11 protein-coding genes are annotated in these 12,927 nt (G+C 72.6%); 8 read left to right on the top strand and 3 right to left on the bottom strand.

The features are described from left to right. Positions 1–6: 6 nt before the first annotated feature. Positions 7–1,386, bottom strand: a complete 1,380-nt coding sequence (locus EDF47_RS16350) for an O-antigen ligase family protein (protein ID WP_133938901.1) — start codon at positions 1,384–1,386, stop codon at positions 7–9. Positions 1,387–1,451: 65 nt separating this feature from the next. Here EDF47_RS16350 and manA point away from each other — a divergent pair, with 65 nt between their 5' ends. The 5 genes from manA to EDF47_RS16325 all read left to right on the top strand — a co-directional run bounded on the left by manA (position 1,452) and on the right by EDF47_RS16325 (position 8,637). After that, positions 1,452–2,660 (top strand): mannose-6-phosphate isomerase, class I, encoded by a 1,209-nt coding sequence (gene manA / locus EDF47_RS16345; RefSeq protein WP_133938899.1) that lies wholly within the window; start codon positions 1,452–1,454, stop codon positions 2,658–2,660. A 75-nt stretch (positions 2,661–2,735) separates the two neighbouring features. Continuing rightward, the gene (gene galE / locus EDF47_RS16340; RefSeq protein WP_111086023.1) at positions 2,736–3,698 is read left to right on the top strand and encodes a UDP-glucose 4-epimerase GalE; all 963 of its coding nucleotides are present in this window, start codon (positions 2,736–2,738) and stop codon (positions 3,696–3,698) included. 197 nt (positions 3,699–3,895) lie between these two features. Further along, on the top strand, positions 3,896–4,219 hold the full coding sequence (locus EDF47_RS16335) for a WhiB family transcriptional regulator (protein WP_111085981.1): 324 nt from the start codon (positions 3,896–3,898) through the stop codon (positions 4,217–4,219). Between the two features lie 180 nt (positions 4,220–4,399). After that, a complete protein-coding gene (locus EDF47_RS16330; protein WP_133938897.1) occupies positions 4,400–7,237 on the top strand; it encodes a glycosyltransferase family 2 protein in 2,838 nt (945 codons plus the stop codon). Further along, positions 7,234–8,637, top strand: coding sequence for a DUF5719 family protein (locus EDF47_RS16325; protein ID WP_133938895.1), 1,404 nt, complete (start codon positions 7,234–7,236; stop codon positions 8,635–8,637). The genes EDF47_RS16330 and EDF47_RS16325 overlap by 4 nt, the downstream gene beginning before the upstream one ends. 37 nt (positions 8,638–8,674) lie before the next feature. On the opposite strand, the gene EDF47_RS16320 is transcribed toward EDF47_RS16325, so the two are convergent. Continuing rightward, on the bottom strand, positions 8,675–9,115 hold the full coding sequence (locus EDF47_RS16320) for a metallopeptidase family protein (protein WP_123938728.1): 441 nt from the start codon (positions 9,113–9,115) through the stop codon (positions 8,675–8,677). 78 nt (positions 9,116–9,193) lie between these two features. On the opposite strand from EDF47_RS16320, the gene EDF47_RS16315 reads away from it, so the two are divergent. Next, on the top strand, positions 9,194–9,409 hold the full coding sequence (locus EDF47_RS16315) for a DUF3499 family protein (RefSeq protein WP_123313702.1): 216 nt from the start codon (positions 9,194–9,196) through the stop codon (positions 9,407–9,409). 104 nt (positions 9,410–9,513) lie between these two features. Further along, positions 9,514–10,992 (top strand): adenosylhomocysteinase, encoded by a 1,479-nt coding sequence (gene ahcY / locus EDF47_RS16310; RefSeq protein WP_133938893.1) that lies wholly within the window; start codon positions 9,514–9,516, stop codon positions 10,990–10,992. 23 nt (positions 10,993–11,015) lie between these two features. Here ahcY and EDF47_RS16305 read toward each other — a convergent pair whose 3' ends face one another. Then, positions 11,016–11,885: an RDD family protein gene (locus tag EDF47_RS16305; protein ID WP_133938891.1), complete on the bottom strand. Its 870-nt coding sequence runs from the start codon at positions 11,883–11,885 to the stop codon at positions 11,016–11,018. A 42-nt stretch (positions 11,886–11,927) separates the two neighbouring features. On the opposite strand from EDF47_RS16305, the gene EDF47_RS16300 reads away from it, so the two are divergent. Beyond that, positions 11,928–12,926, top strand: a complete 999-nt coding sequence (locus tag EDF47_RS16300; protein WP_133938889.1) for a stage II sporulation protein M — start codon at positions 11,928–11,930, stop codon at positions 12,924–12,926. Position 12,927: the final 1 nt, after the last annotated feature.

Here is a 12,927-nt window from a genome sequence, read left to right as displayed (position 1 = left end):
TGACGATCAGCGCGTGGTGGCCCAGCGGAACTCGCGCTTCGCGGGCGGGGTGCGCGGGCCGTCGCCGGTCGACGTCGGTTCCTCGCCGGTCAGGACGATCCGGGTCTTGATGGCGATGAGCGCGAAGAGCACCCAGTTCCCCTGGTAGAGCAGCCGCGACTCCGCGACGGACTGCACGAGCAGCGCGACGACGACGAGCAGCGGCAGGAGCGACACCGGGTCGAACGTGCGTGGACGGAGTGCGGCGTCGTAGCCGATCCGGGTCGCGCACGCCCACGAGCGCGACAGCGTCGTGACGACGTACAGCAGGAACAGGACGAGGCCGATGATGCCGGTCTGCATCCACACGTCGAGGTAGGCGTCGTGTGCCTGCAGGTACGTGACGCCCTTGCGGTGCGCCAGGTCGGCCAGGGTGGGGATGCCCGGCCACCAGTAGCCGATCCAGCCCCAGCCGACGACGGCGTGCTGGTCGATCAGACCGAGCACCTTCGCCCAGATCTCGCCGCGGCCGGTCGCGTCCGACCCCTTGCCGAGCAGCTCCGAGACCGGACCGCGCAGCACGAACGCCGCGCCGGCGACGACGACCGCGCCGACCGCGAGCAGCAGGTAGCGCGGGGTGCGTCGCTCGGTCGGGACCCGGCGCATCCACACGGCGACCAGGGCGACGACGGCGACGACCAGCGCGGCCGCGATGACCGTGGAGGACCGGGTGAGGACGAACCCGAGGGCGGCGACCACGAGCCAGCCGGTGGCCCGCTGCCCGCGCATCCGGCCCTCGGCGAGCTGCACCACGACGACGATCGCGACGAGCAGCGCGACCATCGCGAGCAGGTTCGCGTTGCCCGGCAGGCCCTGGATGCGGCCACCGGTGAAGAGCTCGGCGCGTGAGAAGTAGAAGGCGTCCGGGATGTCGGCGTCGCCGTAGTCGGTCCAGATCGGCGCGATGGGGTGCCGCACGAACACCGCGACGACGGCCTCGAACAGGATCGAGAGCAGCAGCACCCAGCGGAGCGCGAGGCTGAGCGCGTCGAGGATCCGGCGCCAGGTCAGGGTGGACGCGATCGTGAAGGCCACGGCAGCGCAGATCACCTGCACGGTCAGGCTCGAGATCGTGGCGAACCGCCAGTGCGACCAGACGACGGACAGCAGGCACCACCCCAGGAAGGCCCAGAGCGGCCAGGGGGAGCGCACGAGCGGCGGCTTCGCCCGGACCAGGATCGTGATGCCCCAGGCGGCGACGAGCGCCCACAGGACGCCTGCTCCGACCCAGGTGAGGGTGTTCGGGACGGCGTCCCCGGCGAACAGCACGAAGATCGTGGTCGCACCGAAGGCGAACGCCTCGCGCTCGGGTACGGTCCCGCGTGCCAGCGGCCAGGTGTTCGTCACGACGTCAGGCTACCGGCGGCAGCGGGCCACCGGAGTCCCCGGATCCCGCCGGTAGGCTCTCGCCCATGTTCCTCGGCATCACGAACACCCCCCGCGACTACGCCTGGGGCTCGGTCACCGCGATCCCGGAGCTCCTCGGTCGCACCGCCACCGGCGCCCCGCAGGCAGAGCTCTGGCTCGGCGCCCACCCGGGCAGCCCGAGCGTGGTCGTCAACCCGGCGATGGTCGGCGGTGCCGACACACTGCTCGACTGGATCGCCGCCGAGCCGCAGGACGCCCTGGGCGGCGACCGCACCGGCCTGCCGTTCCTGCTGAAGGTGCTCGCAGCGGCGGCGCCCCTGTCGCTGCAGGCGCACCCGACGCCGGAGCAGGCCGAGGCCGGCTTCGCGCGCGAGGAGCGCGAGGGCATCGCGATCGACGACCCGGCGCGCAACTACAAGGACCCGTTCCCGAAGCCCGAGCTCGTCGTCGCGCTGAGCGAGCGGTTCGAGGCCCTGAGCGGCTTCCGGCCGGTCGAGGAGACCCTGGCCGAGGTCCGCGTGCTCGACGCCGGCAGCGGTCGGCTCGGCCCGCTCGAGGTGCACCTGCAGCACGGCCTCGAGGACACCGTGCGGTGGCTCGAGACGGCCGACGACTCCGCGCTCGCCGTCGTGCAGGCCGCGAGCGACCTCGCCGTCGCCCTCGACGACGACCTGCTCACCCCGAACACGGCGACGGTCCGCGACCTTGCGACGAGCTGGCCGGGCGACCCCGGCATCGTCGTCTCCCTGCTCATGCACCGGGTGACGCTCACCGCGGGGCAGGCGATGTACCTGCCCGCCGGCAACATCCACGCCTACCTGGACGGCCTCGGCATCGAGCTGATGGCGCCGTCCGACAACGTGCTGCGCGGGGGACTGACGCCGAAGCACGTCGACGTCCCCGAACTCCTGCACGTGCTCGACTTCACGGCCTACCCCGCACCGGTCCTCGAGCCCGAGCGCCTGGCCCCCGGCGTGGACCGCTTCGCACCAGAGGACGTCGGGTTCGCGCTGCTGCGGGTCGACGGCGACGGACGACCGGTCGGCCTGAGCACCGGCGGGGTGGCTCCGCTGGCCGGCCCGTCGATCGCGATCTGCACCGAGGGTGTCGTGACGCTCGTCGGCGCGACGTCCGCCACGTTGCTCCGCAAGGGCGAGTCCTGCTTCATCACACCGGACGAGGGCGACGTCACGGTCGAGGCCGACTCGTCGAACGGCGTGACGTCCACGGTCTTCATCGCGACCGGCCGGTAGCGCGGAGCCGCACCGGCTGGCGCGGTCCCGCACACCGCGACCGGGGTGCGCCGTCCGTCCGCTAGCGTGGCGACCATGAGTTGGCTGGTCACCGGCGGTGCCGGGTACATCGGGTCCCACGTCGTCCGAGCACTGCGCTCGGCCGGCATCGACACGGTCGCGTTCGACGACCTCTCGAGCGGCTTCCGCGCGTTCGTGCCGGACGACGTGCCGTTCGTCGAGGGCACGATCCTGGACGGCGAGCTGGTCGCCCGCACCCTGCGCGAGCACGACGTCACCGGCGTGGTGCACGTCGCGGGTTTCAAGTACGCCGGCGTCTCGGTCGAGCGTCCGCTGCACACCTACGAGCAGAACGTCACCGGCATGGCGACGCTGCTCCGTGCGATGGCCGAGAACGGCGTCACGAAGGCCGTCTTCTCGTCGAGCGCCGCGGTCTACGGCACCCCGGACGTCGACGTCGTCGTGGAGTCGACCCCGAAGGCACCAGAGTCCCCGTACGGCGAGTCGAAGCTCATCGGCGAGTGGCTGCTGCGCGACATGGAGGTCGCCGCCGGCTTCACGACGACCTCGCTCCGCTACTTCAACGTCGTCGGGTCCGGCGAACCCGACCTGTACGACGCCAGCCCGCACAACCTGTTCCCGCTCGTGTTCGACGCCCTGCTGGCCGGCCGCACGCCGCGCATCAACGGCGACGACTACGCCACCGAGGACGGCACCTGCGTCCGTGACTACATCCACGTCGCCGACCTCGCGCACTCGCACGCCGTCGCGGCGCAGAAGCTCGAGGCGGGGGAGCCGCTCGAGCAGGCGTACAACCTCGGCAGCGGCGACGGTGTGAGCGTCCGGCAGATCATGGACGCCATGGCGAAGGGCACCGGGATCGCCTTCGACCCGGAGATCGCGCCCCGCCGCCCCGGCGACCCGGCGCGCATCGTGGCCACCGGCGAGGCCGCCACGCGCGACCTCGACTGGGCGATGCGCCACACGCTGGACGAGATGGTCACGAGTGCGTGGGAGGCCCGCCGCAGCGCCTCCTAGCGGCTGAGGACGTGTCAGTTGTCCCCCGAAACCCCGACAGACCGGGCGCGACACGCCCAGACGGGGGACATGACACGCCGAAGCGGTCAGTGCCTTCTATGATCCGCGACTTGACTCAGGCGAATGACACCGCTGTAATTACAGGCAACGACTTCAATCGTTGTGGTCCCGTTATCGAGACGTCAGGGGTGATCAGGGTGAACGGTTCCGACTTCCACGCCGGAGTTCCGGAGGACTGGCACGTCGACCCCGTGGCGCTCGGCGTCCCGGGTGTTCGACGGCCGGAGACGGACGACGAGGAGAACCCGCTCGCGTGGCAGGTCGACTCGTTGTGCGCACAGACCGACCCGGAGGCGTTCTTCCCCGAGAAGGGCGGCTCCACGCGCGAAGCGAAGAAGATCTGCACGTCGTGCGAGGTCCGGGCGCAGTGCCTCGAGTACGCGCTCGAGAACGACGAACGCTTCGGCATCTGGGGCGGCCTGTCCGAGCGCGAGCGTCGCAAGTTGCGCAAGCGCGCGTAGCCGTCCAGGAGGCACGGTGCGCGCCCGGCGCACACCGTGCGGTCCCGAATCCTCGTCGCAGGCTCCTCGGCGCGACCTCGCACGGCGCTGGCGCGCCGTGACCGCTCGGCCGCGCAGGTTCACGGCGCGCCGCCGTCCGCAGCGGACGCCGTGCCTCCAGACCGTAGAGTGACGCCCGTCATGCAGCCCAGAGTCACCGCGATCCTCGTCGCCGCCAACGGAGCGGCCCACCTCGACCGGACCCTGGACGCACTCGCGGCCCAGACCCGCCACCCCGAGAACCTGGTGGTCGTCGACGTCGGATCGACCGACGGCTCCACCGCCGGCCTGTCCTTCGGCGGGTCCGCCGAGCTCCTGCGCCTGCCGGCCGGACGCCCCTTCGGCGAGGCCGTCGCCCGCGGGGAACGCGAGGCCCCGCCCGCCGTCGTCGACGAGCCCGTCGACGAGTGGCTGTGGCTGCTCGGGCACGACAACGCGCCGTCGCCGACCGCGCTCGCCGACCTGCTCTCCGCCGTCGAGATCGCGCCGTCCGTGGTCGTGGCCGGCCCGAAGCTCGTCGCCGACGACGACCCCTCGCTCATCCGCGCGTTCGGCGAGAGCATGACGCGCTTCGGCCGATCGATCGGTCTCGTGCAGGACGAGCTCGACCAGGGTCAGCACGACCGGCACACCGACGTGCTCGGCGTCGCCGCCGGCGGCATGCTCGTGCGACGCTCGGTGTGGACCGAGCTCGCCGGCTTCGACCCGGCGCTGCCCGACGTCGACGCCGCCCTCGACTTCTGCGTCCGGGTGCGCCTGGCCGGGCACCGCGTCGCCGTGGTCCCCGAGGCGAAGGTCACCACCGCGGGTCCGGTCGAGGAGTTCGGCCGCAAGCGCGTCTCCGAGGCCCGCCGTGTCCGCATGCACCGGCAGGCGCAGCTGCACCGCCGGATGACCTACGCGCCGGGCGGACTGCTCTGGCTGCACTGGCTCACCCTCGTCCCCTTCGCACTCGGCCGGGCGATCGGCCACCTCGTCGCCAAGCACCCCGCGGCCGTCGTCCCCGAGCTCGCCGCGGCGTTCGCGGTGGCCTTCGGCGGAGGCACCGGTCGGGCGCGCAGGAACCTCGCCCGCACGAAGAAGCTCGGTTGGGCCGCCGTCGAACCGCTCCGGGTCAGCTGGCGTCGGGTGCACGAGCACCGCACCACCTCGCGCGACGTCGAACTCGCCCGGGTCGAGGACGCCCCGATCGCGCGGGCGTCGTTCCTCGGCGACGGCGGGATCTGGGTCGTGCTGGCCGCGGCCGTCCTGAGCGTCGTCACGCTCTACCCCCTGCTCGGCTCACCGGCGCTGACCGGCGGCGGCCTGCTGCCCCTCAGCACGAGCGTCGGGCAGCTGTGGCAGAACGTCGGGTACGGCTGGCACTCGCTCGGCACCGGGTTCACCGGTCCGTCCGACCCGTTCGCCGCCGTGCTGGCGGTCCTCGGGTCGATCGTGTTCTGGTCGCCCTCGACGTCCGTCGTGCTCGTGATGCTCGTCGCGTTCCCGGTCTCCGCCCTCGGCGCCTGGTTCGCGGTCCGCAAGGTGACCACGCGCAAGTGGGTGCCGGTGATCGGTGCCGCGCTGTACGCCATCGCGCCCTCGCTCGTCGGCGCGGTCACGACGGGCCACCTCGGCGCCGTCATCGCGCACCTGGTGCTGCCGTGGCTGTTCGTCGCCGTGCTCGAGGCGCACCGCTCCTGGGCCTGGGCCTCGGGTGCCTCGCTGCTGTTCGCGGTCGTGGCGGCCTCGGCGCCGTCGTTGCTGCCGGTCCTGCTGATCGGGTGGCTCGTCGCGCTCGTCGTCGGGTGGCGCCGTGCACACCGTCGGGCCTTCATCCCGGTGCCGACCGCCGTGCTCTTCCTGCCGCTCGTCCTCGCCCAGGTCGCACGCGGGAACGTCCTCGCCGTCTTCGCAGACCCCGGCGTCCCGTCCGCCACGCGTGCGCCGTCCGCGCTGCAGCTGGCCATCGGTCAGCCGCTGCCGGACTGGAGCGGGTGGCTGCCCGCCACGTCCGGGCTCACCGCCGTCAGCACGTGGCTGCCGATCGTGATGGCCGTCCTGGCCGTCCCGATCGCCGCCGCGGCGATCGGCGCGATGCTCGGACACCGCTGGGCCGTCGCCGGCTCGGCGCTCGTCGTCGCACTGCTGGGTTTCGGCACCGCGTTCGCCGCCACCCACGTGACCGTCACCGGCGTCGGGTCGACCACCACCATCGTGTGGCCGGGCAGCGGGCTGTCGGTGTACTGGCTCGCGATCGTGGTCGCTGCCTGCATCGGGATCGACGTGCTGCCCAAGGCCGCCCCGGTCACGGGACTCGTCGCGACGGTGCTCGCCGGTGTGGCGGTGGCCCCCGCCTTCGCCGCGTTCTACCTGGGCAACGCCGCCATCCAGCCGACCACCGGCCGGGTGCTCAGCGCGTACGTGAACGCCGAGGCGCAGGCGAACCCCGACGTCGGCACGCTCGTCGTGGTGCCGCAGGACGACGGGTCGCTCGCGGTCGCGCTCGAACGCGGCCAGGGAGCCACCCTCGACGACCAGTCGACCCTCGACGCCACCGCCCTGCGGTTGAGCGAGTCCGGCGCCCGGCTCACGACGCTCGCCGGCAACCTGGCGAGCCGCAGCGGCTACGACCCCCGGCCGGCACTGCAGGAACTCGGCATCAGCTTCGTCCTGCTCGACGACGCCGGTGACGACCCCGAGGCGCAGACCGTGCACGACCGTGCCGCTGGCGCGATCGGGCAGAACGCGCTCTTCACGAGCATCGGTGAGACCACGAACGGCCAGCTGTTCCACTACGAGGGCGACGTCGACCGGACCACCACCGGGTCCGCCGCCGCCCGTGCCACACACGTCCTGTACCTGGTCGTCCTCGGCGTGGTGTTCGGGGCGGCCGCCCTGCTCGCCGTGCCGACGGCCCCGCGCCGTCGCCGCGCCACCTCGAACGTCATCGAGGCCGAGGAACCCGCGACCACCTTCGACGAGGAGCGCGACGAATGAGCACCACCACCCGCTCCGTCCGACGCTGGGTCGTCCGCGGCACCGCGACCGCGATCGCCGTCGTCGTCGCTGCCGGCGCCGTCACGGCCGCGCACGCCTACGGCACCGCGGCCGAACCGGGTCGCCCGGCCGGCCGCACCGTCACCCCGGTGCCCGCCGACGCCGAGCGCGTCTGCGCCGGCAGCGCCCTGCGCCTGTCCGACGACTCCGGCAACGACGCCACCCAGGCGAGCACCGTCGGGTCGGCGACCGTGGCCACGGCGACGACCGGCTCGACCGTCGAGCGGACCTCGCTCGACCCGTCGTCCACCGGCGGCAGCGACCCGCGCCTGCTCACCGCCCCCGCGGGCGACACGACACCGCAGGTCGCGGGCAGCAGCTACCAGAGCGTCTCCAGCGGCGACCTGGTCGGTGCCGGCGCGGCGTCGTGCGACGATCCCTCGCAGTCGACCTGGCTCGTCGGCGGCTCGACCGAGACCGGGCGCACCAGCCTCGTCACCCTGTCGAACCCGACCGACGTGAATGCGACCGTCGACCTGGCGATCTACGACGGCACCGGCACGGTCAGCGCCCCCGGCACGACCGGCATCGTCGTCGCCCCGAACACCCAGAAGGTCGTCCCGCTGTCCGGCTTCGTGTCCGACCAGGGATCCACCGTCGTGCACGTGTCGTCCTCGGGCGGGCAGATCGTCGCCCACATGCAGGAGACCGTCGTCCGCACGCTGACGCCCGGTGGCTACGACATCGTCTCCGGCGGCGCCGCTCCCTCGCGGTCGCAGGTCATCCCCGGCGTCGTGCTCGCCGGCGCGCAGGAGGCACAGCTCGGTGACGACACGGCGGACGCAGCCCCCGTCGTCCGGCTGTTCGTCCCCGGTACCGAGTCGGCACGCGTCACGCTCGGCATCAGCACGGCGGACGGCGGCGGCACGACCGTGAACGCCACCGCCGAGCCCGGGGTCGTGACCGACGTCGCGCTCGACGACTTCCCGGACGGCCGCTACTCGTTCATCGTCACGTCGACGCAGCCCGTCGTCGCCGGTGCCCGCACGACCTCACCGACGGCCGACGGCAACAGTGACCTCGGCTGGTTCGCCTCGGCCGAGCCCCTGGGTGACCAGGTCATCACCGCGGTGGCACCGGGGGAGGGCGTCCGCATGAACTTCGTGAACCCGACGCGTGAGGACCGTTCGATCACGATCCGCTCCGGCGACGAGAAGCGCACCATCACGGTGCTGTCGGGTGCCACCGCCACCATGCCCGTGCAGACCGCGAAGCAGCTCTCGATCTCCGGCGCCGAAGGGGTCGTGGTGGGCGTGACCTACCGCGGGGACGACGGCATCGCCGGGTTCCCGGTCCGACCGTCCACCCAGGTGTCCACGCCGGTGCGCGTCTACCCCTGACGGTGACGTCGGTGCGGCGCCTCCGGGCGCCGCACCGTCACCAGTGGCGGTAGCGGTCCGGCGCCAGGTCCCACGGGTCCTTGCCGATCAGCTCGCCGACGGCGCGGAACACGGCCGTCTCGATGATGATCCGCCGGTCCGCGTCGTCCTTCTCGGGGCTGCGGTTCACCCGCTCGACGGGGATCCGGAACACGGTGACCCTGCGGGTGTCGCGGTCGATGCGCCAGCGGGGCATCGCGTCGGGCAGGGTGGCGTCGGTCGGCATGTCGGCCACCTGGAACACCACGCCCGACAGCTCGTCGGGCCAGAGCCCGATCAGGTAGTGGGCACTGTCGCCGACGATGCGGTCGAAGGCCTCGGCGCGGGTGGTGATCGGTGCGAGCTCGGGACCGGTCACGCTCGACCGCCCGCCGCGTCCGTGCCGGGACCGGCCTCGACCGCGGTCGACGGGAGTGACGAGGCGGGGCTTGCGACGCATCCCCACATCGTACGCGTGCCGTCGTCACTCCCGGTCGCTCCGGTCGCTCGTGCGCGCTCCGCTAGGCTCCCTGACGACATGGACGTGAGGATCTGCAGCAAGGTCGCGTGCGCCGCGAGCGCTTCGGCGACCCTGACCTACGACTACGGGGACTCCATGGTCGTCGTCGGGCCGCTCTCCACGCGGGTCGAACCGCACGGCTACGACCTCTGCGCCCGGCACGCGGCCGGCCTGCGCGTCCCGCGCGGCTGGCAGGTGGTGCGGCGCGAGCCGCTGCAGCGCGAGGCCGACTGACGGCTCGCGTCCGCGACGCACCAGCGGTGGTGGACGGGATGCCCGTGGAACGTGACCGACGTCGGCTGGGGACCCGCGCCTCCCGGCATGGAAGACTGATGGGCATGCCCACCGAAGCCCAGACCGCAGCACCGCACCGCGTCGCCGACCTCTCGCTCGCCGAGGCGGGCCGCCACCAGATCCGCCTCGCCGAGAACGAGATGCCGGGCCTGATGGCCCTGCGCGAGGAGTTCGGTGCGTCGCAGCCGCTGGCCGGCGCGCGCATCGCCGGGTCGCTGCACATGACGGTGCAGACGGCCGTCCTGATCGAGACGCTCGTCGCCCTCGGTGCGCAGGTGCGGTGGGCGAGCTGCAACATCTTCTCCACGCAGGACGAAGCCGCCGCGGCGATCGCGGTCGGGCCGACCGGCACGCCGGACGCACCAGCCGGCGTCCCCGTGTTCGCGTGGAAGGGCGAGACGCTCGAGGAGTACTGGTGGTGCACCAGCCGCATCTTCGACTGGACCGCCGAGGCCGCTGCCGTCGGAGCCGACTGGGCCGGTCCGAACCTGATCCTGGACGACGGCGGTGACGCCACCATGCTCGTGCACACCGGAGCCGACGCCGAAGCCGCTGGTGCTGCGCCGGTCGCCGGTGCCGATGCGAGTGCCGAGTGGAAGATCGTGCTCGACACCGTCGCGGCGTCGCTCGAGACGTCGTCCGACCGCTGGACCCGCATCGCCGCGGACATCGAGGGCGTCACCGAGGAGACCACCACGGGCGTGCACCGCCTGTACGAGCTGTCGCGCAACGGACAGCTGCGGTTCCCCGCGATCAACGTGAACGACTCCGTGACGAAGTCGAAGTTCGACAACAAGTACGGCATCCGCCACTCCCTGCCCGACGGCCTGAACCGTGCGACCGACGTCCTGATGGGCGGCAAGGTCGCGTTCGTGGTCGGGTACGGCGACGTCGGCAAGGGTGCGGCGGAGGCACTGCGCGGCCAGGGCGCCCGCGTCATCGTCAGCGAGGTCGACCCGATCTGCGCGCTGCAGGCCGCGATGGACGGCTACCAGGTGGCCCGTCTGGCCGATGTCATCGAGACCGTCGACATGGTCATCACGTGCACGGGCAACCTCGGCGTCGTGGGCGTCGACGAGATGCTCGGGCTGAAGCACCTGGCGATCGTCGCCAACGTCGGCCACTTCGACAACGAGATCGACATGGCCGGGCTCGAGTCCCTGCCCGGTGTGGAGAAGGTCGAGATCAAGCCGCAGGTGCACGAGTGGCGCCTGCCGACGGGCCGCTCGATCCTGGTGCTGTCCGAGGGGCGGCTGATGAACCTCGGCAACGCCACCGGGCACCCGTCGTTCGTGATGAGCAACTCGTTCACGAACCAGGTCCTGGCGCAGATCGAGCTGCACACCCGTCGTGACGAGTACCCGACCGGGGTCTACGTGCTGCCGAAGCACCTGGACGAGAAGGTCGCGCGCCTGCACCTCGGCGCCCTCGGGGTGGAGTTGACGACGCTGCGCCCGGAGCAGGCGGCGTACATCGGCGTGCCGGTCGAGGGCCCCTTCAAGCCCGAGCACTACCGGTACTGAGCCGGGGCGCGCCGCGCACCGCGCTAGCGCGGGAAGCCCGGGGGCCGCGCCGACGCCGACGCTCCCGCCTCGGTGAGCAACCCGACGCGGGAGCGCAGCGCCTGCACGTCCCGCCCACGGCGCAGCACGACGACCCCGGCGAGGAACACCTCGGCGGGCACCGGCGGCACCGGGTGGGCGAAGGGTGCGACGTCCGCGGCCAGCGCACGGGCGGCGGACTCCCGGAGTTCGGGGCGCATCACGGCGGCCCCGCGGAAGAACGCGCCGAGCCGGTTCTCGAGCCGCTGCGGCAGCGCCGAGACGTCCGCGACCGTGGCCCAGGCCGTCAGCTCGGGTGGCAGCACCACCTGGGGGTCGCGCTGCTCCGGCAGCCGCTCGTGCTGCACGACGGTGCCGGCGAGCAGGTCCCCGAGGCGCCGCGGACGACTGCCGAACAACGCCACGAGCAGCGCCACCGACCCGAACGTCATCCACAGCTCGAACAGCCCGACGAGCGCGCGGGTGAAGGCGTGCCGGAACCCGATCGCACCGCCGTCGACCCGGACGACCCGCGTGCCGACGGCGTACCGGCCGACGCTGCGGCCCCGAGTCACCGTCTCGACGGCGGCCGGCACCAGCACGAGCACGGCGACGAACAGGGCGATGCTCAGCGCGGCGCCCCACGCCTCGTCGAGGCCGCTCGGCCACAGCCGGGACACCCCGAACATGAGCAGCAGGTACAGGACGAGCAGGCACACCCCGTCGAGGAGCGCCGACGCCAACCGCAGGACGAGTCCGGCCGGCTGCACGTCGAGCGCGACCGCCTCGCCGACCACGAGCTCGTCGGCGGTCTCGTCCAGGGCGAGCGAGAACCGGGCGTCGGCGAGGTCGCGCGGCGTGCGGGGCTTCGACATGGGATCATTCTGTCGGAAGTCGGCCGACACGAGGGGGAACACGTGGACCTGGACGCCTACGCCGAGGTGCACCGCGACCGGTGGCAGGAGCTCGACCGCCTCGCGCGCGCCCGGCACACCACCGGTGCCGACGTCGACCAGCTCGTCTCCGGCTACCAGGCCGCCGCGACGGACCTCGCCCGCATCCGCGGCGCCGCACCCCGCACCGCGACCGGCGACCGGCTGTCCCTCACCCTGTACCGCGCCCGCCTGCGCTTCACCGGCACCCCGGTCGACCCGCTCACCGCGGTCGCCCTGTTCTTCACCCGGCAGCTGCCCGCGGCGCTGTACCGGATCCGCTGGGTGACGATCTGGGTGGCGCTGGCCACCATTGCGATCGGCGCGATCGTGGCCGTCTGGATCACGACGACACCGGGGGCGACGGCGACCTTCGGCACGCCGGAGGCGCTCCGCCAGTACGCCACGCAGGACTTCGTCGACTACTACTCCGACCACGGCCTGGGCGCGTTCACGGCCCAGGTGTGGACGAACAACGCCTACATCGCCGCCACCATGGTCGCGTTCGGCATCACGGGCGTCTTCGTGCCGTTCTCGATCATGCAGAACGCCGTCGGGCTCGGGGTCTCCGCGGCGATCATGCACTCACAGGGCCGCCTGGCCGACTTCTTCCTCTACATCGCCCCGCACGGCCAGCTCGAGCTGTACTCGGTCTTCCTCGCTGGCGGCGCGGGCCTGATGATCTTCTGGTCGTGGGTCGCTCCGGGGTCGCACCGGACCCGTGCGCAGGCCCTCGCCGAGGACGGCCGAGCCCTCATCACGATCGCGGTCGGCCTGACGCTGACGCTGCTGCTGTCCGGCCTGGTCGAGGGCATCGTCACCCGTCAGGACTGGCCGTGGCCGGTCAAGATCGGCATCGGGACGATCGCCCTCGCTGCGGTCCTGGCGTACCAGTGGGTGCTCGGCGGTCGCGCGTACCGGGCCGGGGAGCGTGGCGACCTCGACGAGTTCGAGCGCGGCACCTCCGCCCTGGTCGCCGGGTAGC

Source organism: Curtobacterium sp. PhB190 (genome assembly GCF_004365385.1).
In the GTDB taxonomy this organism is placed as follows: Bacteria; Actinomycetota; Actinomycetes; order Actinomycetales; family Microbacteriaceae; genus Curtobacterium.
This window is presented reverse-complemented; position numbering and strand designations above follow the sequence as displayed.